The organism is Pseudomonas sp. CDFA 610, from assembly GCF_021147865.1.
In the GTDB taxonomy this organism is placed as follows: Bacteria; Pseudomonadota; Gammaproteobacteria; order Pseudomonadales; family Pseudomonadaceae; genus Aquipseudomonas; species Aquipseudomonas alliivorans.
In genome coordinates, this window is sequence record NZ_JAGTPM010000010.1 from 142,090 (window position 1) to 166,374 (window position 24,285).

The following is a 24,285-nucleotide window of genomic DNA, read 5'->3' on the forward strand; positions in this document are numbered from 1 at the left end:
CTTAGCGCTCCCGGTTCGAACCGTCACGCTAGCCGATTCCGGTCTGTCTTGTCAGCGGCTCAAGGGATCGTCCCAGAACGGACGCTCGATCTCCTGTTGAATATCGGCCCGACTCAGTCCTAGATCTTTCAATGCACCATCACTCATTTGTGCCAGAAGGCGGCGTTGGCGGTGCAGTTCCTGCCAGCGCCCAAGGTGATTTTTCATTGACCGCAGTGCCTTGCCAAGCTGCGCCAGCAGCGACGATCTGGCAACCAGTACATAACCCTTTTGACCTTTCATCATCTTGCCCTCCTTGTGGGATGACTGAAGTCTCACTTCGGGCTTGAGATCATTCCAACGAATGTTTCTTATGCAAGGCATTCGCAGGATTGATGTATCAGCACTGAACAGCTCTTTATTTATGCCCCTCAACGCACCGTTATAACTGCCAGAACTATCTTTTCAACCCACTAAAAACTTCGACCAGAAAATCATACTTCAAACTTCATCCCGTCCGATAAATCGCAAAACTGCCCCCCCTTTATTGACGGTCACTCCTCAGCTTCTAATATTAAAAAGGCTTACTCATGAGCACCTGACGCACCTGTTGTACGTCGCGGGAATCGTTAACCTCTAAACCTACCGCTCTACTTAAACAACATTAAATCACTTCTATCACGCGGACCTGATCAATGGATGAATCTATAAACACAACGTAATACTCAGCCATTGAGGAGAAACACATGGGCATTGACGCCACTAGCATCCTGTTCAACGCCGAGCCGTTCGGGTTCGGGCCTTCCGCAGCAATCGCAGCGATTGCGCAGTACTTCACAGGCAGCGGCAGCCGCGCCTACGCAGGTGAACAGCACTCGCTGGACCTGCAGAAGCACCTGCCCTATCGGGCTATTTTCAATATGACCGGATGCAGCCCCAAAGACTGGGACGTCACGATATCCGGTTTCGACATTGTTATAACCGCCATGGACCTTGGTATCGCCAACCGATCATTATCCCAGGGTAAACGGGTCGTCTTTTACGACGCACTGACCTGGTATTGGCATGCCGAAACGCAATGGCCCGGCATTGAAGCGCTGATCCATCATCCCCGTGCATTCTATATTGCGCAAAACTTTATAGGTGTACGCGACCGCCTGGCAGACCTGGAGCCGAACCACTATTCAATCGTCCCCCCTATTACGCCTCATGTGAATGAACGGTACCCGGATAACCACTCAGATTTTGTTCTGCTGAATCTTGGCGGACTGAAGAACCCTTATACGGATGATGCGCTGCTTATCGAATTTGCCCGCGCGATCACCTTCGCCTTGCGTCAGGCGCTTGGGCAGGGAGTGAAACTTCACATTGTCACCAGCGAAACGATTGCACATGCGCTCGAATCAACGGACGCCGCCCCGCACCCTCCGGAAAAAGTTTCCCGGATGCTGCGCGACTGCAAGTTCGCGGTCTGCACACCCGGACTGGGCAATATCTATGAATCGGCTGCTGCGCAGACGCCGGTCATATGGCTGCCTCCGGTCAATAACACACAAGGTCTGCAGTTGGCGCACCTGCGCAACGCAGGCCTGATTGACGCGGAACTGAGCTGGGAAAGGCTGGGCGTCCACATCGATTACACCGCGCCTCTGCCAACCTGCATGAATAGCATCGGGGATGCGATTTCAACGCTGGGGAGCCTGGAGCGGCGCGCCGCTCTGAATGAAAAAATGGCAGACGCAGTTGCCCGGATCAGCACGTGCAAAAGAGGCAGGACTTCTCCACTGATCGAGCGCTTCGGCAGCGGCGGTGATGCGGTCGCCGCCCAAAAAATCAAGGAATGGATAGAGAAACCCGGTCGTGGAGATTGACAGTGAAAATTGCCCAGATTGCTCCCCTGTTCGAGGCGGTCCCGCCTCATCGTTACGGGGGCACGGAGCGCGTCGTGTCCTACCTCAGTGAGGCACTGGTTGAATCAGGCCATGAGGTGACGCTGTTCGCCAGCGGTGACTCGATAACATCAGCCGAGCTCGATGCAGTCTGGCCCTCGGCGCTACGGCTCGATTATGGAAACCATGACGCTCTCGGCCCGCATCTGGTCATGCTGGAACGAGTAAGACGGCGTGCCCAAGAGTTCGATATCCTTCACTTCCACCTGGACTTTTATCCTTTCTCCCTGTTCAGCCGCCAATCCACGCCTTATGTGACCACCCTGCATGGCCGCGTGGATACATCGGAACTACAACCTGTGTTCGACGCGTTTGCTGCCATGCCCTTCATTGCAATCTCTGAGGCTCAACGCAATGATCTGCCATCCGCCAACTGGGCAGGCACGGTTCACCACGGCCTGCCTCAAAAACTCCATACCCCCCTGCAAATGGAGAGGACCTATCTGGCTTTTCTGGGTCGCATCACGCCCGTAAAGAGAGTAGACGCAGCTATTCGCATCGCTCAACAGTGCAACATTCCCATCAAAATCGCTGCAAAGATTGATGCCGTCGACAGGGCTTACTTTGAACACCACATACACCCTTTATTTGATTCGCCTCTGGTGGACTACGTCGGCGAAATCAACGAACACGAAAAGACTGCCTTCCTGTCCGGCGCTCTGGCACTGCTGTTTCCCATCGACTGGCCGGAGCCTTTCGGTCTGGTGATGATAGAAGCCATGGCGTGCGGCACTCCGGTGATCGCCTTCCCCTTCGGCTCGGTTCGTGAGGTGATAGACGACGGGGTAACCGGTTTCATTGTCGAGAACGAAGCGCAGGCTGTGGCGGCCGTGCATAACATTGACCAGTTGTCCGCCCGGCAGATAAGGGAGCAGTTCGACAAGCGTTTCACTGCAGGTCATATGGCTGAAAAATATGTCCTTGCCTACCAGTCGCTGATTGAGCGGTCTCGGTGAGATGAAGGGTAATGGCAGGAAACAGTGTTCAGGCTTAAGATCAGCGTGAAGAATGTTTCTAGAGCAATTCATCCGGGAGATTGATGTATTGGCCAGTTACCCCAGCATCGACACCGAACTGCTGCGCACCTTTGTCGCCATCGCCGACCATGGCGGCTTTACCAAGGCAGGCGACGCGGTCAATCGTACTCAATCAGCGGTCAGCATGCAGATGAAGCGGCTGGAGGAGGACATCGTCCAGCGCTCGCTGTTTCGCAAGGACGGCCGCACCTTGAGCCTGACAGCCGAGGGCCAGGTGCTGCTCGGCTACGCGCGGCGCATTCTCAAACTGCACAGCGAAGTATTCAACACGTTGCGCGAGCCGCACATGGTAGGCGTAGTAAAGATCGGCTCGCCCGATGATTACGTGATGCGCTTCCTGCCCGGCATCCTGTCGCAGTTCGCGCAGGCTTATCCATTGGTTCAGGTCGAAGTGCATTGCGAGCCATCGGACATGCTGCTCCAGCGTCACGACCTGGACCTGACCATCGTGACGCGTCAGCCCGGAAACGAGATCGGTCAGTTACTGCGACGCGAGCATCTGGTGTGGGTCGAGGCCGATGGGCATGCGCCTCACGACCAGACGCCCATGCCGTTGGCGATGTTCAACACACATTGCTTTTGTCGGGAATGGGCCTGCAATGCTCTGGACACCATCGAGCGCGAATACCGGATCGCCTACAGCAGTGCCAGCATGTCGGCGATCATGGCGGTGGTCGGTGCCGGTCTGGCAGTCACGGCACAGTTACAGAGCCTGATCACGCCGGATCTGCGTGTGCTTGGCGAAGCGGAAAACCTGCCGCAACTGCCGGTCGCCAGCGTGGTGCTATTGCGCAACACGAAAAACCCTTCGCCCATCACCGAATGCATGGCCGACTACATTGCCGAGGGCTTCAGACTTTGAGCGCGAGGATCACCGCGCACAGCACCAGAAATACACAGAACATCAGACGCAGGGTCCGCTCCGGCAGAGAATGCGCCAGCTTCACGCCCCAACTGATGCTGGCCAGCCCGCCAATGGCCAGCGGCAGACCGATCGACCAGTTCACATGATCATGCAGTGCATAGGTCACCAGAGTGATGCCCGTACTGGGCGCGGCCAGAGAGAGCGCCAGACCTTGCGCCACGACCTGAGTGGCGCCAAAGGCACTGGTCAGAATCGGCGTCGCGATGACCCCGCCACCCACCCCGAACAGACCGCCCGTGACGCCGGAACCGACGCCCAGCATCCACAGTCTGTTCTCGTGACGCAGTTGCGTGCTTGCCTGCCCCTTGCGCCAGAACATCTGCGCAACGTTGAACCCGGTCAGGACGACCAGAAAGCCGATGAACCCCAAGCGCATTCCCTGGGGATCGAGGCGAACCGCCAGCAGTGAGGTCAGCCAGGCGAAGATGAAACTGGGGATAATCAGCATCAAGGCGTTGCGCAGCAGAATCCGGTTGCGCTGGTTGTACCGCCACAACGCGAGCAAGACATTGGGCAAGACCATCAATAAAGCGGTGCCCTGCGCCAGTTGCTGATCCAGTCCGAACAGCACACCCAGCGCAGGAATCGCCACCAGACCACCACCGATTCCAAAGAGCCCGCCCAGCGTGCCCATTGCCGCTCCCAACAACACAAACATTACAACGTCGATCACGCCACATCCCCAACCAGTCAATGGCCAAATGCTACGCAGTCTTGAACGTGACGCAAACAACGAAAACAGGTAACGCTACTTTTTTCTGGGTACTGCAAGCCGTTGGTGCGCAGCGCTCTGGAACACATCAGTGGAATTATCTGGCGCATTAAAGATCGCAACACTAAATTAAGCCTCCTTCACAACGCACGAGGACTTCCCATGGACGCCGACGCCAGCACCAACCCCAACGCTTCCGCCGATTGCGACTCGCTGCTGCTCGATAACCAGTTGTGTTTTGCCCTGTATTCCACCTCGCTGATGATGACCAAGGTGTACAAACCCTTGCTCCAGGCGCTGGGGCTGACCTATCCGCAATACCTGGCGATGATGGTGCTGTGGGAGCAGGACGGTCTCACCGTCGGCGATGTGAGTACCCGTCTGCTGACAGATCCGGGCTCGCTGACGCCGTTGCTCAAGCGCCTGGAAGGTGAGGGCCTCATCAGTCGCACGCGCAGCAAGGAAGACGAGCGTGTGGTGCTGCTGCACCTCACCGAACAGGGCCGTGCTCTGCAGCAGAAAGCCACGACCGTACCGGGGTGCATTCTGTCCGCCAGCGGTTTGAATATGGATCAGTTGCGCGAGTTACAAGGCAAGCTGCTGGGTCTGCGCGGGCATCTGCATGACAGCCTGTGATGAGCATCGGACCGAAGCGTAACGAATTTGAAACATGCCGATACAAACACAGTACTAGCACAATCAGGAATACTTAGCACAAGCAAATAGCAAGCATTACCATTCGCATCCTGAAAATCATAACCCCATCTGGATGCGCATCTTCATGCCTGCCCCTCTGCGTCTCAAACCTGCTTCGCTCGGATTCTCCATTCTGCTGGCCGGCGGTTACGCCTGCGCTGCGCCCACGACTCTGCCGGAACTGTCGATCAATGCAGACACCCAGACCGATGATCCCCGGGTCAAGGACGTCAGCACCGCAACACGTACTTCGACTCCGGCGCGCTATGTGCCGCAGGCCATCGACTCGGTAAAGACTTCCAGCGTCCTGGATTACGGCACCAATGATCTGGGCACCGCACTCAGCGGCCTTCCCAACGTCAGCAGCGCGGCGGACACGCGCTTCGACGGCCTTCGGATCAGGGGCTTTGACGCCAGCAATGATTTCTATCTGGACGGTATTCGCGACGACAGCCAGTACGTAAGGGATCTGCACAACATCGAGCGAATTGAAGTGCTCAAAGGACCGGCAGCCGTTCTGTACGGCCGTGGCAGTCAAGGCGGCATTGTCAACCGGGTCAGCAAGGCGCCTCAGGCTGGCAGGCGCTCCACGCTTGAAGCGCAGGCTGGCAGCGAAGACCTGCGCAGTCTTTATGCGGACCTGAGCGCCGACCCGAGCGAGAACGTCAGCTTGCGCCTGAACATGGGCAATCAGGACAGCAACAGCTTTCGCGATGATATTTCGAGCAGTCGACAACTCTTCGCGCCGTCGATCAGCTGGCAACTGACGCCCGCATTGAACTGGCTGATGCAATACGAATACAGCCGCTACGACCGAACGCCAGATCGTGGTATTCCCGGTGTCGGTGGACGCCCCGCCGATGTGCATCGTGGCACGACTTACGGCGATGACCGCGATTACATCGACGACAGATCGCAATCGTTGCGCTCAAAACTGAGCTATGAACTCAGTGCCGACTGGCAACTGCGTCATACACTGGGCGTGTTCAAGCTCGACAGCGATTTCGATAATACGTACCTGACCGGCTACGACCCGAGAACCCGGAATGTCACCCGCCAGCACTGGCAGCAGGATCTCACCACCCGCAACATCTTCAATAACCTTGAACTGGAAGGCGTCGTGGAGACCTTTGGCCTGGAGCATCGGCTGCTGACCGGCGTGGAACTGGGCAGTCAGCGTCGCGACCCGACGCTGTATACCGCCGCAACGACGGGGGCCGGAGCACGACCGGTTCCTGCGCTCGACCTGTTCAAGCCTGATCGCAACCTGAGCCATACCGGGCGGATGATCGTATCCAGCGACAACCACACCGAGGTCGAGAGCCGTGGTCTTTACGTGCAGGATCAATTGCGCCTGAACGATCAGTGGCAAGTGCTTGGCGGGCTGCGTTATGACCGCTTCGAAGTGGAAACCACCAACCGGCTTCGCGGCATCAAGGATCAGCGCGACAGTCATAGCACCAGCCCACGCGCGGGAGTGGTCTGGACACCCCTGCAGGATCATTCGTTCTACGCCTCGTGGACCAAGACATTCTCGCCGGTCGGCGGAGGTCTGATCGGCATTACGCCAGGCGCTTCGGGCAACGCCAACGACCTGAGCCCGGAAATGACCCGGCAGAAGGAAATCGGTGTCAAAAGCGACTGGCTCAACGAGCGCCTGAGCACCACGCTGGCAGTCTACGAACTGGAACTGTACAACCGTCGCACCACAGACCCGGTGAACCCGACCATCACCCTCCTGACCGGCCTGCAGCGCTCACGCGGAATCGAGCTGACTGCCACCGGCCAGTTGGCCGGCAACTGGTACATGCGCGGCGGCATCGGCCTGCAGGATGCGACAATCGTGGAAGACGACAATGGTCTTGAAGGCAATCGCGTCAGCAACGTAGCGCGGCGCAATGGTAGCGTGTTCCTGACCTGGAAACCGCAGATGGGCTGGTACGCCGAGACCGGCATGACGCTGGTCGGCGAGCGTTACGCGGATAACCAGAACACCACGGTGCTGCCGGGCTACGGCCGCTGGGACACACTGGCAGGGTGGCGTCAGAAAGACTGGGATGTGCGTGCCGCGCTCAACAACCTGACGGATCGCACCTACTACAGCTCGGCCACCAGTGCAGGCCAGATTCGCGTCGGCGATCCACGCAATCTGGTGGTGACCGGAACTTACAGCTTCTGAGTACAGCACCTCTTCCTGATCGTGGCCATCCTGCGTGCTCAGCGTTACACGCATGTCCTGCTGCAATCACCGGCCTGTGGGAGACATCCAGTCAGACGCTTTGATGATTGTTCCCACGCTGCCTCGTAACGCCCCCGGAACGCTCCGCGTCCACTCTTGAGTGTGATGCGGAGCGCCCATCTGTACCCGCTTCTCCCCCCTTTTTGCTCACATCCACATTCTTTTCAAAAATTAACTTGCGCGCAAAGTATTGTCGGGCTACATTCAATCCGCGATTAGTTAGCGCGCAAGTATTTGGCGCATAAATTCAAATTTATTGAGGACCGACCCCATGAACGCTCTCTACACCGCAGTTGCAACCGCCACGGGTGGCCGTGATGGCCGTGCTGTTTCCAGCGACAGGATTCTCGACGTCAAACTCGCGACCCCGAAAGAACTTGGTGGTGCAGGCGGCGAAGCGACCAACCCTGAACAGCTGTTTGCCGCCGGTTACTCGGCCTGCTTCATCGGCGCCCTGAAGTTTGTCGCTGGCCAGAGCAAGCGCAGCATTCCGGCCGATGCGTCCATCACCGCCCATGTCGGCATCGGCCAGATCCCCGGTGGTTTCGGTCTGGACATCGACCTGCACATCAGCCTGCCCGGCCTGGAACAGGCCGACGCTCAGCAATTGGTCGATGCCGCTCACCAGGTCTGCCCTTACTCCAACGCCACCCGCGGCAACGTCGATGTGCGTCTGCACGTCACCGTCTAAACCAGTCGTTCAAAGGAATCGAACATGAAAACCTTCAGCAAAGTCTTGACCGGTACCTTGCTCGCCCTGTCTGTCAGCAGCGCATTTGCCGCAGGCGATTCGGGTGTTGAACACAACACCCAGGCGTTCCTCGATGCCCTGAACGCGGGCACTGGCAAACCCATCGAGCAGCTTTCGCCCCAGGATGCCCGCGCGGTATTGGTCGGCGCTCAATCGGGTGTGAAACTGACCCTGCCCAAGGCCGATGTCAGCGAGAAGACCATCAAGGTCGACGGGCAGTCCATCAGCCTGAATATCGTGCGCCCTGCAGGTGTCAAAGGGACTTTGCCGGTCTTCATGTTCTTCCACGGTGGCGGCTGGGTATTGGGCGACTTCCAGACCCACGAGCGACTGGTTCGGGATCTGGTAGCAGGCTCTGGGGCAGTGGCGGTATTCGTCAATTACACGCCTTCGCCTGAAGCGCACTACCCGACCGCCATCAACCAGGCCTATGCCGCCACTCGCTGGGTGGCCGAGCACGGCAAGGAAATCAACGTCGACGGCAAGCGTCTGGCCGTGGCCGGTAACAGTGTCGGTGGCAATATGGCGGCAGTCGTGGCGCTGATGGCCAAAGAGAAAGGGACACCGGCGTTGCGGTATCAGGTGCTGCTGTGGCCGGTCACCGACGCCAACTTCAACACCGCGTCCTACGACCAGTATGCCGAAGGCCACTTCCTGACCCGCAACATGATGAAGTGGTTCTGGGACAACTACACCACCGACGCGGCACAGCGTAACGAGATCTACGCATCACCGCTGCGGGCCACGACCGAGCAGTTGAAAGGCCTGCCACCGGCGCTGGTTCAGACAGCCAGTGCCGATGTACTGCGTGACGAAGGCGAAGCCTATGCTCGCAAGCTGGATCAGGCTGGCGTGCCGGTAACCGCCGTTCGCTACAACGGCATGATCCACGACTACGGTCTGCTCAACGTTGTCAGTCAGGTTCCGGCGGTTCGCTCTGCGATGCTGCAGGCGTCCGAAGAACTGAAAACACACCTGAAGTAACAGCCTCGGTCAAATCGCAGGCAAAAAGAAACCCGCATCGCTGCGGGTTTCTTGCGTAACGGGGTTACAAAACCATGCTTACTTTGCACGGCCTTTGTAAGAACCGCCATCACGGGTATCGATCTCGATCATATCGCCGATTTCGATGAAGTCAGCCACGCTCAGCTCGGTGCCGTTCTTCAGTTTGGCAGGCTTCATGACCTTACCTGACGTGTCGCCACGGGCCGAACCTTCGGTGTAGTCAACCTGACGCACGATTGTGGTCGGCAGCTCTACGGAAACCAGACGCTCTTCGAAGAACACGGCTTCGCACACGTCGGTCATGCCTTCTTCAACGAAAGGCAGAACGCTTTCGATGTCTTCGGCGTTCAGTTCGTACATGGTGTAGTCAGTGGTGTCCATGAACGTGTAAGTGTCGCCGCTGATGAAGGACAGAGTCGCTTCCTTGCGGTCGAGGATCACGTCGTCCAGTTTGTCGTCAGCGCTGTAAACGATCTCGGTCTTGTAACCGGTCAACAGGTTCTTCAGCTTGGTCTTCATGATCGCGCTGTTACGACCGGACTTGGTGAATTCAGCTTTCTGAACCAGCCAAGGATCGTTTTCCAGACGGATCACAGTACCGGGTTTCAGCTCTTTACCAGTTTTCATTGCATATATCCGAATTTGGATTGAATTAACCAAAGGCTCTGTACGAGAAATGGCCTGCGCAGGCACTTTTCGTACAGAGCCTTACATCAAGGCCGCGTATCATAGCGAATTTCCATAAAACTGCACCAGCGCTGCCGCAAGATCAGTCCGGGATGCCTGTTCGTCACACCACTGTTCGGCATGCCGTTCGACTTCGGGCCAGTGATTCATGAGCAACTGCCAGCTTTCATTCAGTGGCTGACTGGCATTCCACGCCTGCCAGAACGCATCGAGCGCCTGACCGGCGGCAGGTGAAAGCCCTGCCAGATAAAGCTCGAGAAAGGCATCAAGCTTGGGCAGATGAGCGTCGCCTTCCTGCTGATAGATGTGCCACAGCATCGGCCGGCCTGCCCATTGTGCTCGCACGAATGAATCCTCGCCGCGCACCACATTGAAATCGCAACTCCACAGCACTCGGTCGTAATCCTCCTGCCTGACAAACGGTAGCACCTGAACAGTCAGCGAGCGTCGTTGCAGCACATCGCCGACCTGAAGATGATCAACGCCCAGCCATTGCTGCAGGTCACCCAGAATGCGTCCTTCAGGCACCAACAGATGGGTGGCATCTGAATCGCTGGAAAGCGTATCCAGCCAACTGCCTAGCGCCGGGTTTTCGTAGGCGAACACCGAGATCAGACGCGCATCGATCCGGGGTTCGACGCCCAGGCGGGAAAGAAAATCCAGACGCGCCTTGCTGTCGAGTTGAAAAACTCGACGCTGCTCGATCAGACGGCTCTCACGCAACAGGCCGCCGGTGGTGTCACGAAAACCGGGAAAGAAAAAGAATTTCTTCAGACCGCTGGACTGCAGAGATGGCAGGCCGTGACACCCCGTGACCCACTCCTCGGCGCTGAGGTAATCGAGATTCAGCCACACCGGACGTGGCGAGCGTTGCAGCATCGTGTCGGTATAGGCCTCCGGCAAACGGCACGCAAACGCCTCGATCACGCCTTCCGGTATATCCGTACTCACCCACTCCTGTGGCCAGAGACAGACCTCCACACCTTCGTGCCATTGTTGCTCGACATGAACATCCGCCTGAGGACACAGGCGAGCAAATGCCGGCAAATCGTCGATCCATAATCGTATCTTCAGCCCGTGCTCGGCGACCAGTTGGCGAGCCAGTCGCCACGTCACGCCGACGTCGCCGTAGTTGTCGACGACGCTGCAAAAAATGTCCCAAGAGGCTTTCATCCCGGCTCCCTGAGGCAGAGTAATAAAAAGTGATTGTCCTTCAGAACGACCCGCCTGCACCAGACTGGAGCCCTTATCGGATATTCGCCGGATGCACGATTGTCATCCACACTCTTCAGGCATGGCACAATCACACTGTGCCTTCTCGCCAGGAATCCAGCCATGCCGTCTCACATTCGCCGTCACGAACTGTCTGCCTCCCTGAAGTTGATCATCTGTATCGCCCTGGGCATCTGGCTCGGTGCGATGGCGGTGGTACTGACTGGCTGGCTGGTCTACAAAAGCCTGCCCCCGGCGCAGACCGTGGCACTGGAAAAGGCCGCTGCGCAACTGACGGCACCGCCCGCGCCACAGGTGGAGCCGGAAACAGCCATGTTTCGTAAATACGAGCAAAGCTTGCGCGAAAGCGAAGCACGCCAGGCGCGCGAGCAGGTCCAGGAACAACAGCAACGCAACTTCAGCCGCTCCAAATGCGATTTCTGGATGCAGCAGGATCGTACCGCGCCGAGCGAAAAAAGCCGCGCAAGCATCAATGAATACTGCGGATAACCCATGAACAAGAAGGACGTCTTGCACCACATCACCGAGAAACTGAAAGTCGATCTGGACATTGCACAACGAGCCGCCCAGACCGCTCATGAAGCTGCGACACACGAAGAAAACATCGCCGAAAACAAGTACGACACACTGGGACTGGAAGCCTCTTACCTTGCTGCCGGTCAAGCCAGACGAGTCGAGGAAATTCGTCAGTCGCTCAAGCGCTATGAGGGCTGGTGGCTTAAAGCGTTTGATGAATCACGTGGTATTCAAGTTGGTGATCTGGTGATGATCGAAAACGATGCAGGCCAGGTTCAGTATCTGTTTCTGGGGCCTGATGCTGCGGGGCTGAAGGTGCGGATGGACGAGCAACTGGTCACGGTTATTACCACTCATGCGCCGCTGGGCCAGCACTTGCTGGGCAAGTCCGAGGATGACGAGGTACAGATTGTCATCAACGGTAGCCAGCATTGCTTCGCGATTAACCGAACCCTGTAACCCGCTCCGTTAACAGGGTTGATCACGCCAAGTTTTTATGGGTAAGGTGGCAACGTCGCAGCACTCGGGGCTACATCAAAGCAAGCAAGGACTCAAACCCAAGGAGATTTTTCATGACGAACGTCATTGCATTCCCTGACGCCCATGAACGTGATCGCCTGAAGTCCAGTCAAGATCCGGCGTTGAGGTACCTGAATAAAAAAGAGCGACTGCTGATCGACCAGTTGCGTTCGACCAGCCACGCGGGACGTCAGTACGTGTACGACTACGCGAGCATCATGCACCTGTCCAGACCTCTGCACCCGGAGCCTGTCGACTGACCGCATGACGTTCGACTGACGCGCAACGCATTTATTTACAGCGTTCGGGGCATCCGCAATGGAGCCCCGGGCATCTCTACAAGCCCCGGAAACCGGGCACTGCGCATCCTGTACTTCCAGCCTGGATCCACGCCGGGCCGTTCCTTATCGAATTATTTAATTGCGACCATCATCAACAGGTTATTACGCTCATCATCAAACGAAGGGCGCAGATGACTGCGCCGTTTCCGTCCAGGCCGATGACTATTGAACCAGCGAATAGACCAGTGCGGTGATGGCGACTACGCCAGCAGCCACAACGAAGACGTTGGACAGCTTGCCCGCGTATTGGCGCATGGCGGGTACTTTGTGGATGGCGTACATCGGCATCAGGAACAGCAGCGCCGAGATGACAGGGCCGCCAAGTGTCTCGATCATGCCCAGGATGCTCGGGTTCAGCGTCGCCACAATCCAGCACACCACCAGCATGAACGCAGCGGTCACGCGATCCAGCACTTTGGGCGCGGGACGACGACCTGTCTTGACGATCAGGCCTTTCAAGCCTTCGCTTGCACCGATGTAGTGGCCCAGGAACGATTTCGAGATCGCCACGAAGGCAATCAGTGGCGCGACGAATGCGATGGTCGGGTTGCTGAAGTGATTGGCCAGGTAGGACAGAATCGAAATGTTCTGGGCTTTGGCTTCGGCCAGTTGAATCGGCGACAGGGTCAGGACGCAACTGAACACGAAGAACAGCACCATCACCACCATCAGACCGTGGGCACGCGCCAGAATCTGCGAGCTGCGGACTTCCGCGTTCTCCCCGTACTGACGTTTCTGGTCAACCGCGAAAGCCGAAATGATCGGGGTATGGTTGAAGGAGAACACCATCACCGGAATGGCCAGCCACAGCGTGGGCCAGAATGCCGAAGCGTCGGGCAATGTGGTTGCGGTGCTCAGAATGCCGCCGGTCCAGTGCGGAATCAGGAAAACGGCGAGGAACAGCAGCGCCACGATGAAAGGGTAGACCATCAGGCTCATGGCCTTGACGATGAATCGCTCTCCGCAGCGCACCACGGCCAGCAGGCCGACGATCAACAGCAATGCCAGAATCGCACGCGGTGGCGGTTCCAGATGAAGCTGATGCTCAAGGAAGCTGCCTACTGTGTTGGTGAGCGCCACGCTGTAGATCAACAGGATCGGAAAGATTGCAAAGAAATACAGCAGGGTGATCAACGCGCCGGCAGCCTTGCCGAAATGCTGTTCGACCACTTCGGTGATGTCGGCGCCTTCACGGCCAGACAATACAAAACGCGTCAGGCCCCGGTGCGCATAGAACGTCATCGGAAATGCGAGCACTGCCAGAACCATCAGGGGCCAGAACCCACCAATGCCTGCGTTGATCGGCAGGAACAGCGTGCCTGCACCAATGGCAGTACCAAACAGGCCGAGCATCCAGGTGGTGTCGTTGCGATTCCACGCAGCGACACTCGCAGGTGTTACATCCAGACGTTCTACGACGCCATTTGCCTGATCATTCATCCGGTGGACTCTCCGTGGCCGGTTAATCAAAAAGGGAAACGCATCGAAAAAACCTGGCAGTCAGCGCTTCCCTCGAAAACAGGGGCCGGATTGTCCGGGATTACAGCGAGAAATCAACGTTTTTTGTCCGACAGTTTTGTAAACACGACGCTGCAGCAGGTACGCCGACACGACTGGAGCCATTGCCAAATCTTCCCTGGAAGCCGTGGTAATACCCCTGAAATGCGGACCAAAGCCACTCAAAACCTATGCTGCATCGTTTCACCTATGTATAAAGGCTCTGTAGCATTTCGGCCACTTCCTGGAGACTCGGCGCATGCGTTACGCGCTTGATCGTAAAGCTCAAACCCATCAGCGGATTGTCAAGGAAGCATCCGTACGTTTTCGCCGGGATGGCATAGGCGCGACTGGCCTTCAACCTTTGATGAAATCGCTGGGGCTGACACACGGTGGCTTCTACGCGCATTTCAAATCAAAGGATGACCTCGTCGAGCAGGCCTTGAGGCTGGCTGCCGATGAAGCGAAGGCATTCACTCGCGAGACATTCACCGGACCGGACTCGCTGAACGAGTTCATCGATGTCTATCTGTCCCCCCTCCACCGTGACGAACCCGGTACCGGCTGCCCGTTGCCGAACATGTGTGCCGAGTTGGGTCAGCTGAATCAGCCCAGCCCGCTGACGGACGAAATCATCGTCCATCTGCTGGACACCTTCGATGAAGCCATGCAGATCGAAAACCCCGAACCTAAAAGCATGCTGGTTCTGTCGAGTCTGGTAGGCGCCCTGATGTTGTCACGCAGCGTGCATGACAAGCAGCTGTCGGAACATATTCTGAACCTCACTCGTGAACATGTGAAACTGCATATCAGCAAACCGGACACTGTGAGTGTTTCCGTTCAGCCCCCTGTCCCCGAAGAACGGCCGTTTAATACATGACAAAAAAACAGGCCGGTATGATATCGGCCTGTTTTTTTATTTAGCGAAACGCCACCTTACTCAACCGTCAGTCTGTCTCTGTTCTTTTCAAGAATGGACTTTCCGATGCCTTTGACTTCGATCAGTTCGTCGACCGATGTAAACTCGCCATTATTCTCGCGATAGGCCACGATGGCATCTGCCTTGTTTTTGCCAACACCCGCGAGTTCCTTTTGAAAGGTTTCTGCATCGGCCTTGTTGAGATTGATAAGGTCAGCGCGCTGCTCCTGTACAGCCACTGAAGCCGGGGCTTCTAACGGGGTGGGGGTGGGAGTTGGCGCAGGCGCTGCGCTGACAGCGAACGAGGCACTGGTCAGCAAGGCAAACATCAGGGAAGAGAAAAAGGCGGTTCGCATAGTTAACGCTCCATAACAGTTTAAGGCAGCTTTCCGAAGCTGCGCTTGAAACTTAGGGCGAGCGTTACTCCATGTCAACGGCGCCTGGCATTGCCAGTTATTACAACAATCCAACTCCCAATAAATACAGGCAGCGCGCTGACTTTAATCACGTAACATCACGTTTCGCTGCGACGTTCCTGATGCATCCAGTCGACAATCTCGCCTTCCGGCGCATAACCACTGACTGTCTCTCGAAGCAACTGGCGCACGCTGGAATAGTCATCACGCTCAACCGCATCCAACAACCGGGTCAGGCGGCCTTTCAATACATCCCAAGGCAGATAATCTTCAGTGGCGCTCATGATCATCGGATGCTCGGTGGCCACTACGTTATCGCCGATCAGCAGTTCTTCGTAAAGCTTTTCACCCGGACGCAGACCCGTGAACTCGATGGAGATATCCCCCTGAGGGTTTTTCTCCGAACGGATACTGAGCCCTGAAAGATGAATCATCTTCTCAGCCAGTTCGATGATCTTCACAGGCTCTCCCATGTCGAGGACAAATACGTCACCGCCGTGCCCCATGGAACCTGCCTGGATTACCAGTTGGGCCGCTTCCGGAATGGTCATGAAGTAACGCGTGATCTTGGGATGAGTGACGGTCAGTGGTCCGCCGGTCTGTATCTGCTTGTGGAACAGCGGTATCACCGATCCTGACGACCCGAGAACGTTGCCGAAACGCACCATGGTGAACCGCGTCTTGTTGACCTGATAAACGTTGGCCTTGTCGCCAAAGATGACCGGGGCGGTTTCACGACTGAGCGCCTGCAGTATCAGCTCGGCCAGACGCTTGGTACTGCCCATCACATTGGTGGGCCTGACGGCCTTGTCGGTGGAAATCAGCACAAAGTTCGAGACACCCGCCTGTAAAGCCGCTTGAGCGGTATGGAGGGTGCCCACGACGTTGTTGATCACCCCTTCTGCAATGTTGTGCTCGACCATCGGCACATGCTTGTAGGCGGCAGCGTGGTACACCGTGTCGACCTTCCAGGCTTTCATGATCGCCAGCAGTTTGGGGTGGTTGCGTACCGACCCCAGGATCGGCAACAACTTGACGCTCAATGACTCGCGCGAGGAGCGCTGTTCCAGTTCAGACACGATGCTGTAGAGATTGAACTCACTGTGGTCGAGCAGCAGCAGCTTGGTCGGACCGAGCAGCAGGATCTGCCTGCACAGCTCGGAGCCGATGGAACCCCCAGCCCCGGTGACCAGAACGGTCTGGCCCTTGATGCAGTGCTCCAGCAGGTTGTCACGGGCCGGCACAGCGTCGCGTCCCAACAGGTCGGCGATGTCGACTTCCTGGAGATCGTCTACCTTGACGCGTCCGGCAGCCAGATCCATGAAGCCCGGAACACTTCGCACGTGCAGCGGAAAACCTTCGAGATATCCCAATATCTCGCGGCGTCGCCCCCGCGATGACGAAGGGATGGCCAACAGGATTTCCTGGGCGCCCGTGGCGTCGATCATTCGCTGGATATGTTTGGGCTTGTAGACCTGAAGCCCGGAAATGACTCGATTCGAGATGGACTCGTCATCGTCGATAAACGCGACCGGGTGCATCACTCGACCCATCCGCAAGGCCGCGACCAGTTGATTGCCGGCCGCTCCGGCACCATAAATAGCGACCTTCTGCAGACCGTTGTCGCTCCTGGCAAAGGGCACATGCTGTGCAGCGGTAAACCAGTCACCCAGAAAATACTGCCTCATCGCCAGACGCAGTCCGCCGATCATGACCAGGCTCAACCACCAGTAGTTGAAGATGACCGAGCGAGGCACCAGTTGCTGGTGATTACTGTACACATAGACCATGCAACCAAGAATCAGAGAGGAGAGCGTGACCGCCTTGATGATCGCAATAAGGGCGTCGTTTCCGAAATAACGCATCACGGCCCGGTACATCCCGAACCGGATGAACAAGGGAATGGCGGCCAGTGGCGCACTGATGAAAAGCCACGTGTGTTTTTCAAGCGGATTGATCAGTTCGTCAATCCCGAGACGGACGACGAACGACATCCACAGGGCGATCCAGACCAGAAGAATGTCAGCAGCAACCTGAATTATCCGCTTTTTTCGGCGCGGCAACGCCAGCAGAGTAGCTCGCAACTTGCTCATCAATTGGTCAGTACTCCTTCGCCTTAGCCTTGATTCACTGCTGAAAAACCTTCTCGATGCAACGCTGCACGTGATAGGACACTCGATATCACCTTTAGTTAAGTCGTCTCTGCCTGACCGGCGTTGAATCGAAAGGCAAGTAGTATCAGCGGGACGTAGGCGACCATGACCCCCACGATTCCTTCCGCATCCGTCAAGACGACCCACAGTGCCACAGGAAGCAGCCAGCAGACGTTGATCAGACCGACGGCCAGCGTAACGGGAAGATGGCCGCCGAGACGACGTGACGCAAACTGGTAAGCGTGGCTGCGATGCGCTTCATAAACCTTCTCTCGACGTACGAGGCGGCGCAGAAGCGTAACCGTTGCGTCCACGACAAACACACCCAACAGAATCAGCCACGCCCAGAATAGCTGAGGTGAGGCCCACGCTGCCTGCAAAGAAAGTATTCCCAGAGCAATACCCAGAAATCCACTGCCAGCATCGCCCATGAATATGCGCGCTGGCGGGAAATTCCAATAGAGAAACCCGACAACCGATGCCGCGAGAAGCAACGGTCCCCAGAGCAGCTCACCAAAACCGCTCAACGCGCAGACAAGACCAATGCCGCCGCACACCGTTACCGCTTCGACGCTGGCGATCCCGTCGATGCCATCCATGAAGTTATACAGGTTGAGCATCCAGACCAGATAGAACACCGCGCAAATCTGACCGACAACACCCAGGTCGACCGTCGTACCCATGACGCTGAGCGGTGCCAACCCGCCAGACCAGACCAGTGCCCACACAGCCGCCGCAAAGTGCCCCAACAAACGCCAGCGGGCAGCGATATGCCCATGATCATCCATAAAGCCGATGACCGCGACCATACCACCTGCACCGACGATTGCCATCGAGGTGGCGACAGAAATCTGCCCGGAGCCCGCCAGCACGACGATCGCGAGCAGAAAGGCGACGACGATCGCCACGCCTCCGCCCCTGGGGGTTGGAATGGAATGTGAACTGCGGGCGTTGGGAACGTCCAGCAGGCTTCTGGACAGCGCATACCTGCGAAGCAGTGCCGTCAGCAGCAGTGAAAGCAGCGCAATGGTCGTGATCGCAAGCCACTCAAGCATGTTTGTGTTCCAGATAGTGTCGAGCGGTCTCTTTCATCGCGTTTTCAAATCTTATGGGCGGCAGCCAATCGAGCACTTCGCACGTTCTGGAAATATCGACCTGCAGTGAGCTGCACAGTCGTTGGGAAAACTCTTTTTTTCCAAGCAGCGTCGCAGCACAGCGCAGCATCCAGCCCGGAACGGGTATCAGCCGGGCAGGCTTGGCCAGCGCCCTGCCCATCTCTTCCAACAGTTGGGTCGTGGACAGATCGTGAGCGTCACTGACCAGAAACGTTTCTCCTGCCGCTGCCGGATGAGCGATACAGGTCACCAGAAGATCCACAAGATTGCCCAAAGCCACCAGACTGCGACGATTATTGATCGCGCCCAGCGGCATCGGCACGCGTCTGTCCAGCCAACGCATCATGTTGAGAAAATTGGCCTTGACGCCCGGGCCGTAGACCAGCACCGGACGAATGATCACCACTTCCATACCCGTACGGGCGGACAACTCACGCAGGCCCTGTTCGGCCTTGTACTTGGACACGCCGTAAGGGTCGGCAGGGCTACAAGTGTCTGTGGACTTGAAGGGCTGGCCTGGTGAAGTGGTTTCACCATTGACCTTGATCGAGCTGAGAAAGATGAAACGCCGGACGCCCGCCGCAGCGGCCTGCTCTGCCAGATTCAGGGTTGCCTCGACATTGGCCCGAAAATATTCCAGCTCGGGATGCGCAACCGAATCATTCAATACGTGTACACGTGCCGCGCAGTGAATCACAACGCTCGCGCCTTCCACGAACGAGGCCCATTGATTGTCCGGTGAAAGGGAGCCAACGGTCACTGCATGGACACGCTCGCCGGAGTTAACGTAAGAACCGCGTACCGCAACACGTATTGGGTGTTCGGTCCTTTCGATCAACTGACGAACGAGGGCGCTGCCAACGAAGCCTGTTGCACCTGTTATCGCAATGCATGCAGCCTCATCGCTCATATCGCAACGCCTTTTCAAAGCGTGGAAATATTACTGACGCGAGACATTTTAGCAACCTTAATCACCTATAAATGCCATTTTCAAGAACGTGCCGATGATATTGCAGCCGACCAGAATCATTGCCTTCAACGACCTGAGACTCAAAACAATTGCCACCGGCCGGACTTTCATACTTTAAATGACATACTAAGCGTACGACGAATTGTCCTTGATCAGGGAATAATCAATTCAACCGCCCGTTTGCGCAACGAGTACTTGCGCTCCAGCACCTGAGCCAGGGTTTTCTTTGCTGGCCGATCTCCGTGAACCAGTCGTATCTGCGCTGGCCATTCATCCATATCGGTCACGAATGCAACCAGTCCTGCCTGATCGGCATGTGCCGAATATCCGTTGACAGTGGCGACGCCAGCCAGAATGTCAAAGCGCTCTCGATCAAGCTCGACGTAACCGCCGCGCGGACCATGCGCCTGGATGGCAGCGCCCGGCGTGCCCTTGGCCTGATAACCGACAAAGAGGACGTTGTGTCGGCTGTCACCCAGCATGGCTTTGAGGTAGTTGACGATACGTCCGCCTGCACACATTCCGTTGCCCGCGATGACGATGGCCGGGCGAGCAGTACTGGTCAGGTAGTTGACGACCTGCAAGTGGCTGGCATGGCTATCCACGGTGATCAACTGCGAGAAGCCCAGAGGTGCCCGGCCCTGCTCAAGACGTTCGCGGGCACCCTCGCTCCAGTAGTCGGAGAACGACTGATAAGCCTTGGTAAACCGACTGGCCAGCGGAGAATCAAGGATGACGGGCAGCTGTGGCCAGTCCACTGTTGACACCTCATCGTTCGCAGGTTGCGCACGAGAGAGCCCTTTCCTGTGCAGAATGTCCTCCAGTTCATACAGAAGCTCCTGGGTGCGTCCCAGACTGAAGGCTGGAATCAACACGGTGCCTTTATCTTCCAGAGCCTTGTCGATCAACCGCTCCAGGCGCTGCTGGCGAGTGACGCGATCTTCATGAAGACGATCGCCATAAGTTGCCTCCAGTACCAGAACATCGGCACGCTCAGGCGGCCGGGGCGCAGGCAGGAAAGGTGTACTCGACGCACCCAGGTCGCCGGAAAACACCACGCGCTGCGAACGGTTCTCCAGCGGATAGGTGAGATCGCATTCGATGCAGGCCGATCCCAGGATGTGACCGGCACGCTGCAGTCGGATTCTGCAATGCAGCGACTCGTTAGCGATCAGTTCGAACCAGGTGTCAAAGGGCAGCGCAATGATTCGCTTGCCGATAGCGTCGACATGGCGGCCCACCTGCGCGGAATCATGGCCGAATTGAATGCCGAGAATATCTTCCATGACCAGCGGCAAGAGATGAGCACTGGGTTCGCTGCAGATGATCGGCCCCTTGTAACCGCTTGCCAGCAACTCCGGAATACGCCCCACGTGGTCGTTATGCACGTGAGTCAAAAGAAGCGCCCGGATATTCGCCGGGGAAAAACCGAACCCTGCCACGTCAACAGCCTCGGCGGCCTGTGTCGAACCACAATCGATCAACAGACTGTTTACAGCATCCATGCATAACTGATGGCACGAGCCCGTCACGGTCTCGACTGCACCGTGATGCACAAGTTTGGGAAAAGACATTCAACTACCTTTGTGTAAAGGCCAGATTGGATTGCGGATGATTTCTGGCGAGTGACTCGAGTTGTGAGCCCGCACTATTCTGCGTCCGAAAATCCGGCATTCAAGCCTTGACACAAGAGACCTCAGCGACAACAAACACGCTGGTTAATCAAAGATGCGACCGGAAGTCCCGACAAATGGGCATATGGCGGCGCAGGTAGAAAACGTCTTACAACAGAAATGAATATTCCATTAAAAGACAGGAAAACTCTTACAGAGCTATAAGCAGGATCACGAGTCGCGAACACTTAACTCCGACGACAAGAATGCTATAAGTCGGAGGATGTCGCTTTACGAAAGAATTGAAAACTGAAGGAAACGGAAAATAAGACTGCCGGACATGGACCCGGCGATGTCTGATTCACTCGGCCTTGATCGATCGAGCGTAGGAGGGGCGCTTGCGCAGACTCGCGATCCAGGCGAAAACCGGACCTATCAGCATGCCCACCAGCAAGGCAAGCACGACCGGTACAGCGAAAGGGAGTTGCGGCGCCGACCAACCGAAAAGCACAAGATCAACGGGTTGCCGATTTTCCAGCACAAAAACCGTCGTGGCCAACACGATGAACAGCACAACGGCGATCAGAATGACTCGTTTGAAAAGACGCATCGGGTGATCCTTCGATTTACGATTTCAGAGGCCTTCTTCTTCGTCCTCGTTGACGCGGTCACGCAGTTCCTTGCCCGGTTTGAAATGGGGAACGAACTTGCCGTCAAGGCTGACCGACTGACCCGTTTTGGGATTGCGCCCTACACGGGGTGCGCGGTAATGCAGGGAAAAGCTGCCAAACCCACGGATCTCGATACGGTCGCCCGTCGCAAGGCACTGGGACATTTGTTCAAGCATGGTCTTGATGGCCAACTCGACATCCTTGGATGAGAGCAGCCCTTGATGGGTGACAATTCGTTCGATCAACTCCGACTTCGTCATATTTTTCCCTTCTTTTTCAAGCAGCTAGGTCAGCGCTCCGAAGGTTTTAGCATGGCCGGATGAATTTGAACAGCCCGTCTCTTGACTTATGTGAAGCATTGTCAATGACTTGCTGACGCAAGACGAACACATGATCGCATGGCAACCACACTGAAGGCCTGACAGGAACATAGAAGGGACGTGGCCTGGAAGGCCAGAAGCATTACCTGAAAGGCGTAACTGCGCATGGGAAAAACACAAAATAAAGGTATAAAAAAGGGCGACCGAAGTCGCCCTTTTTAATGGTCAAGCAGAACTCAGTTCTGTTTTTCCATCTGCGCACGCAGCAGGTCACCAATAGTGGTAGGACCAGTGCTTTCAGCGGCTTCAGGCTTGCTACGCAGGCTCTGAATGGCTTCTTTCTCGTCTTCAACGTCTTTCGACTTGATGGACAAGCTGATTACGCGGCTCTTGCGGTCAACGCTGATGATCTTGGCTTCGATCTCTTCGCCTTCTTTCAGGACGTTACGCGCGTCTTCAACGCGGTCACGGCTGATTTCAGAGGCTTTGAGGGTCGCTTCGATGTCGTCGGCCAGAGTGATGATGGCGCCTTTGGCGTCAACTTCTTTAACGGTACCGCGGACGATTGCGCCTTTGTCATTGACAGTGACGTACTCGGAGAACGGATCGCTTTCCAGCTGCTTGATACCCAGCGAGATACGCTCACGCTCTGGATCAACAGACAGGATCACGGTGTCGAGCTCGTCGCCCTTCTTGAAACGACGTACGGCTTCTTCGCCCACTTCGTTCCAGGAGATGTCGGACAGGTGAACCAGACCGTCGATGCCGCCGTCCAGACCAATGAAGATACCGAAATCGGTGATCGACTTGATGGTGCCGGAGATCTTGTCACCCTTGTTGAACTGGCCCGAGAAATCTTCCCACGGGTTGGATTTGCACTGCTTGATGCCCAGAGAGATACGACGACGCTCTTCGTCGATGTCCAGAACCATGACTTCCACTTCGTCGCCAACCTGAACGACTTTGGATGGGTGGATGTTCTTGTTGGTCCAGTCCATTTCGGAAACGTGTACCAGGCCTTCCACGCCTTCTTCCAGCTCTGCGAAGCAGCCGTAGTCGGTCAGGTTGGTCACACGCGCGGTCACGCGGGTGCTTTCCGGGTAACGAGCCTTGATAGCAACCCATGGGTCTTCGCCCAGTTGCTTCAGACCCAGGGAAACACGATTGCGCTCGCGATCGTATTTCAGGACCTTCACATCGATCTCGTCGCCAACGTTGACGATTTCGGATGGATGCTTGATGCGCTTCCAGGCCATGTCGGTAATGTGCAGCAAGCCATCGACGCCACCCAGATCGACGAATGCGCCGTAATCGGTGAGGTTCTTGACGATACCTTTGACTTGTTGACCTTCCTGCAGGGACTCGAGCAGAGCTTCGCGCTCGGCACTGTTCTCGGCTTCCAGGACACTGCGACGAGAAACGACAACGTTGTTGCGCTTCTGGTCCAGCTTGATGACCTTGAACTCGAGCTCTTTGCCTTCCAGGTGAGTTGTGTCGCGCACAGGGCGAACGTCAACCAGAGAACCAGGCAGGAACGCACGGATGCCGTTAACGTCGACAGTGAAGCCGCCTTTAACCTTACCGTTGATAACGCCCTTGACCACTTCTTCAGCTGCGAAAGCTGCTTCCAGAACAATCCAGCACTCGGCGCGCTTGGCTTTTTCGCGGGACAGCTTGGTTTCGCCAAAGCCGTCTTCGACCGCGTCCAGCGCAACGTGCACTTCGTCACCGACCTTGATGGTCAGCTCGCCAGCGTCGTTGTAGAACTGCTCGAGCGGGATGACGCCCTCGGACTTCAGGCCAGCGTGTACAGTTACCCAATCGCCGTCGATGTCAACAACGATACCGGTAATGATTGCGCCCGGCTGAAGGTTCAGGGTTTTTAGGCTTTCTTCAAAAAGTTCTGCAAAGCTTTCGCTCATTTTAATTCCTGTTGATCAAGGGCGAAGAATACGCCCATCTGCCACGCTCCAGACAACGTGGGTTTCGTTCATATGAAAGGAAGCCTGCAGGACGGGGTCT

Annotated in this window: 24 protein-coding genes; 11 read left to right on the plus strand and 13 right to left on the minus strand. The window is 56.5% G+C overall.

Translation table 11 applies throughout. From position 1 onward, the window contains the following. Positions 1-51: 51 nt before the first annotated feature. Positions 52-285 carry a DUF1127 domain-containing protein gene (locus KDX39_RS19625; RefSeq protein WP_231661507.1) on the minus strand — a complete coding sequence of 78 codons (234 nt, stop codon included), beginning with the start codon at positions 283-285 and terminating at the stop codon, positions 52-54. Positions 286-725: 440 nt separating this feature from the next. Between KDX39_RS19625 and KDX39_RS19630 the strand changes: the two genes are divergently transcribed. The 3 genes from KDX39_RS19630 to KDX39_RS19640 all read left to right on the plus strand — a co-directional run bounded on the left by KDX39_RS19630 (position 726) and on the right by KDX39_RS19640 (position 3,827). Beyond that, positions 726-1,850, plus strand: a complete 1,125-nt coding sequence (locus KDX39_RS19630; RefSeq protein ID WP_231661508.1) for a hypothetical protein — start codon at positions 726-728, stop codon at positions 1,848-1,850. A gap of 2 nt (positions 1,851-1,852) precedes the next feature. Then, positions 1,853-2,884, plus strand: coding sequence for a glycosyltransferase family 4 protein (locus tag KDX39_RS19635; protein ID WP_231661509.1), 1,032 nt, complete (start codon positions 1,853-1,855; stop codon positions 2,882-2,884). A gap of 88 nt (positions 2,885-2,972) precedes the next feature. After that, a complete protein-coding gene (locus tag KDX39_RS19640; protein ID WP_231661510.1) occupies positions 2,973-3,827 on the plus strand; it encodes a LysR substrate-binding domain-containing protein in 855 nt (284 codons plus the stop codon). Here KDX39_RS19640 and KDX39_RS19645 read toward each other — a convergent pair. Further along, positions 3,817-4,563 (minus strand): sulfite exporter TauE/SafE family protein, encoded by a 747-nt coding sequence (locus KDX39_RS19645; protein ID WP_029243880.1) that lies wholly within the window; start codon positions 4,561-4,563, stop codon positions 3,817-3,819. The genes KDX39_RS19640 and KDX39_RS19645 overlap by 11 nt on opposite strands. A 201-nt stretch (positions 4,564-4,764) precedes the next feature. Between KDX39_RS19645 and KDX39_RS19650 the strand changes: the two genes are divergently transcribed. The 4 genes from KDX39_RS19650 (at position 4,765) to KDX39_RS19665 (ending at position 9,272) form a co-directional block, all read left to right on the plus strand. Then, a complete protein-coding gene (locus tag KDX39_RS19650) occupies positions 4,765-5,238 on the plus strand; it encodes a MarR family winged helix-turn-helix transcriptional regulator (protein ID WP_099229195.1) in 474 nt (157 codons plus the stop codon). Between the two features lie 145 nt (positions 5,239-5,383). Then, complete coding sequence (locus KDX39_RS19655; protein ID WP_231661511.1) at positions 5,384-7,477, plus strand: TonB-dependent receptor; 2,094 nt, start codon at positions 5,384-5,386, stop codon at positions 7,475-7,477. 331 nt (positions 7,478-7,808) lie between these two features. Continuing rightward, a complete protein-coding gene (locus KDX39_RS19660; protein ID WP_099229197.1) occupies positions 7,809-8,228 on the plus strand; it encodes an organic hydroperoxide resistance protein in 420 nt (139 codons plus the stop codon). A 24-nt stretch (positions 8,229-8,252) separates the two neighbouring features. Further along, entirely contained in the window at positions 8,253-9,272 is a 1,020-nt protein-coding gene (locus tag KDX39_RS19665) for an alpha/beta hydrolase (protein ID WP_099229198.1), read from the plus strand. Between the two features lie 78 nt (positions 9,273-9,350). Here the strand turns inward: KDX39_RS19665 and KDX39_RS19670 are convergent, their stop codons facing one another. Together KDX39_RS19670 and earP are read right to left on the minus strand one after the other, a co-directional pair. Then, the gene (locus tag KDX39_RS19670) at positions 9,351-9,920 is read right to left on the minus strand and encodes an elongation factor P (protein WP_083184765.1); all 570 of its coding nucleotides are present in this window, start codon (positions 9,918-9,920) and stop codon (positions 9,351-9,353) included. A gap of 99 nt (positions 9,921-10,019) precedes the next feature. Continuing rightward, positions 10,020-11,153, minus strand: a complete 1,134-nt coding sequence (earP, locus tag KDX39_RS19675) for an elongation factor P maturation arginine rhamnosyltransferase EarP (protein WP_231661512.1) — start codon at positions 11,151-11,153, stop codon at positions 10,020-10,022. A gap of 162 nt (positions 11,154-11,315) precedes the next feature. On the opposite strand from earP, the gene KDX39_RS19680 reads away from it, so the two are divergent. From KDX39_RS19680 to KDX39_RS19690, 3 genes are all read left to right on the plus strand, one after another. Beyond that, complete coding sequence (locus tag KDX39_RS19680) at positions 11,316-11,702, plus strand: hypothetical protein (protein ID WP_231661513.1); 387 nt, start codon at positions 11,316-11,318, stop codon at positions 11,700-11,702. A gap of 3 nt (positions 11,703-11,705) precedes the next feature. Continuing rightward, complete coding sequence (locus KDX39_RS19685; protein WP_231661514.1) at positions 11,706-12,188, plus strand: GreA/GreB family elongation factor; 483 nt, start codon at positions 11,706-11,708, stop codon at positions 12,186-12,188. 113 nt (positions 12,189-12,301) lie between these two features. After that, positions 12,302-12,508, plus strand: a complete 207-nt coding sequence (locus KDX39_RS19690; protein WP_025993849.1) for a hypothetical protein — start codon at positions 12,302-12,304, stop codon at positions 12,506-12,508. Between the two features lie 243 nt (positions 12,509-12,751). On the opposite strand, the gene KDX39_RS19695 is transcribed toward KDX39_RS19690, so the two are convergent. Further along, complete coding sequence (locus KDX39_RS19695; protein WP_099229202.1) at positions 12,752-14,029, minus strand: aromatic amino acid transport family protein; 1,278 nt, start codon at positions 14,027-14,029, stop codon at positions 12,752-12,754. 316 nt (positions 14,030-14,345) lie between these two features. On the opposite strand from KDX39_RS19695, the gene KDX39_RS19700 reads away from it, so the two are divergent. Then, positions 14,346-14,966: a TetR/AcrR family transcriptional regulator gene (locus KDX39_RS19700; protein ID WP_231661515.1), complete on the plus strand. Its 621-nt coding sequence runs from the start codon at positions 14,346-14,348 to the stop codon at positions 14,964-14,966. A 56-nt stretch (positions 14,967-15,022) separates the two neighbouring features. Here the strand turns inward: KDX39_RS19700 and KDX39_RS19705 are convergent, their stop codons facing one another. The 8 genes from KDX39_RS19705 to rpsA all read right to left on the minus strand — a co-directional run bounded on the left by KDX39_RS19705 (position 15,023) and on the right by rpsA (position 24,185). Continuing rightward, a complete protein-coding gene (locus tag KDX39_RS19705; RefSeq protein ID WP_231661516.1) occupies positions 15,023-15,361 on the minus strand; it encodes a ComEA family DNA-binding protein in 339 nt (112 codons plus the stop codon). 158 nt (positions 15,362-15,519) lie between these two features. Beyond that, the gene (locus KDX39_RS19710) at positions 15,520-17,514 is read right to left on the minus strand and encodes a polysaccharide biosynthesis protein (RefSeq protein ID WP_231661517.1); all 1,995 of its coding nucleotides are present in this window, start codon (positions 17,512-17,514) and stop codon (positions 15,520-15,522) included. Positions 17,515-17,612: 98 nt separating this feature from the next. Next, positions 17,613-18,629 carry an MraY family glycosyltransferase gene (locus KDX39_RS19715; RefSeq protein WP_231661518.1) on the minus strand — a complete coding sequence of 339 codons (1,017 nt, stop codon included), beginning with the start codon at positions 18,627-18,629 and terminating at the stop codon, positions 17,613-17,615. Further along, complete coding sequence (locus KDX39_RS19720; protein WP_231661519.1) at positions 18,622-19,599, minus strand: UDP-glucose 4-epimerase family protein; 978 nt, start codon at positions 19,597-19,599, stop codon at positions 18,622-18,624. Before KDX39_RS19720 ends, KDX39_RS19715 begins: the two co-directional genes overlap by 8 nt. A gap of 212 nt (positions 19,600-19,811) precedes the next feature. Then, the gene (locus KDX39_RS19725) at positions 19,812-21,233 is read right to left on the minus strand and encodes an MBL fold metallo-hydrolase RNA specificity domain-containing protein (protein WP_231661520.1); all 1,422 of its coding nucleotides are present in this window, start codon (positions 21,231-21,233) and stop codon (positions 19,812-19,814) included. Between the two features lie 400 nt (positions 21,234-21,633). Next, complete coding sequence (locus tag KDX39_RS19730; protein WP_231661521.1) at positions 21,634-21,882, minus strand: lipopolysaccharide assembly protein LapA domain-containing protein; 249 nt, start codon at positions 21,880-21,882, stop codon at positions 21,634-21,636. Between the two features lie 24 nt (positions 21,883-21,906). Beyond that, positions 21,907-22,203 (minus strand): integration host factor subunit beta, encoded by a 297-nt coding sequence (gene ihfB, locus KDX39_RS19735; protein WP_003369729.1) that lies wholly within the window; start codon positions 22,201-22,203, stop codon positions 21,907-21,909. A gap of 296 nt (positions 22,204-22,499) precedes the next feature. Next, positions 22,500-24,185, minus strand: coding sequence for a 30S ribosomal protein S1 (rpsA, locus tag KDX39_RS19740; RefSeq protein ID WP_025261287.1), 1,686 nt, complete (start codon positions 24,183-24,185; stop codon positions 22,500-22,502). Positions 24,186-24,285: the final 100 nt, after the last annotated feature.

Excerpts from the sequence above, each read along its gene's own strand:
- KDX39_RS19625 (WP_231661507.1), bottom strand. The coding sequence starts at position 285 with ATGATGAAAGGTCAAAAGGGTTATGTACTGGTTGCCAGATCGTCGCTG.
- KDX39_RS19630 (WP_231661508.1), top strand. The coding sequence starts at position 726 with ATGGGCATTGACGCCACTAGCATCCTGTTCAACGCCGAGCCGTTCGGG.
- KDX39_RS19650 (WP_099229195.1), top strand. The coding sequence starts at position 4,765 with ATGGACGCCGACGCCAGCACCAACCCCAACGCTTCCGCCGATTGCGAC.
- KDX39_RS19655 (WP_231661511.1), top strand. The coding sequence starts at position 5,384 with ATGCCTGCCCCTCTGCGTCTCAAACCTGCTTCGCTCGGATTCTCCATT.
- KDX39_RS19660 (WP_099229197.1), top strand. The coding sequence starts at position 7,809 with ATGAACGCTCTCTACACCGCAGTTGCAACCGCCACGGGTGGCCGTGAT.
- KDX39_RS19665 (WP_099229198.1), top strand. The coding sequence starts at position 8,253 with ATGAAAACCTTCAGCAAAGTCTTGACCGGTACCTTGCTCGCCCTGTCT.
- KDX39_RS19670 (WP_083184765.1), bottom strand. The coding sequence starts at position 9,920 with ATGAAAACTGGTAAAGAGCTGAAACCCGGTACTGTGATCCGTCTGGAA.
- earP (WP_231661512.1), bottom strand. The coding sequence starts at position 11,153 with ATGAAAGCCTCTTGGGACATTTTTTGCAGCGTCGTCGACAACTACGGC.
- KDX39_RS19680 (WP_231661513.1), top strand. The coding sequence starts at position 11,316 with ATGCCGTCTCACATTCGCCGTCACGAACTGTCTGCCTCCCTGAAGTTG.
- KDX39_RS19685 (WP_231661514.1), top strand. The coding sequence starts at position 11,706 with ATGAACAAGAAGGACGTCTTGCACCACATCACCGAGAAACTGAAAGTC.
- KDX39_RS19690 (WP_025993849.1), top strand. The coding sequence starts at position 12,302 with ATGACGAACGTCATTGCATTCCCTGACGCCCATGAACGTGATCGCCTG.
- KDX39_RS19695 (WP_099229202.1), bottom strand. The coding sequence starts at position 14,029 with ATGAATGATCAGGCAAATGGCGTCGTAGAACGTCTGGATGTAACACCT.
- KDX39_RS19700 (WP_231661515.1), top strand. The coding sequence starts at position 14,346 with ATGCGTTACGCGCTTGATCGTAAAGCTCAAACCCATCAGCGGATTGTC.
- KDX39_RS19705 (WP_231661516.1), bottom strand. The coding sequence starts at position 15,361 with ATGCGAACCGCCTTTTTCTCTTCCCTGATGTTTGCCTTGCTGACCAGT.
- KDX39_RS19710 (WP_231661517.1), bottom strand. The coding sequence starts at position 17,514 with ATGAGCAAGTTGCGAGCTACTCTGCTGGCGTTGCCGCGCCGAAAAAAG.
- KDX39_RS19715 (WP_231661518.1), bottom strand. The coding sequence starts at position 18,629 with ATGCTTGAGTGGCTTGCGATCACGACCATTGCGCTGCTTTCACTGCTG.
- KDX39_RS19720 (WP_231661519.1), bottom strand. The coding sequence starts at position 19,599 with ATGAGCGATGAGGCTGCATGCATTGCGATAACAGGTGCAACAGGCTTC.
- KDX39_RS19725 (WP_231661520.1), bottom strand. The coding sequence starts at position 21,233 with ATGTCTTTTCCCAAACTTGTGCATCACGGTGCAGTCGAGACCGTGACG.
- KDX39_RS19730 (WP_231661521.1), bottom strand. The coding sequence starts at position 21,882 with ATGCGTCTTTTCAAACGAGTCATTCTGATCGCCGTTGTGCTGTTCATC.
- ihfB (WP_003369729.1), bottom strand. The coding sequence starts at position 22,203 with ATGACGAAGTCGGAGTTGATCGAACGAATTGTCACCCATCAAGGGCTG.
- rpsA (WP_025261287.1), bottom strand. The coding sequence starts at position 24,185 with ATGAGCGAAAGCTTTGCAGAACTTTTTGAAGAAAGCCTAAAAACCCTG.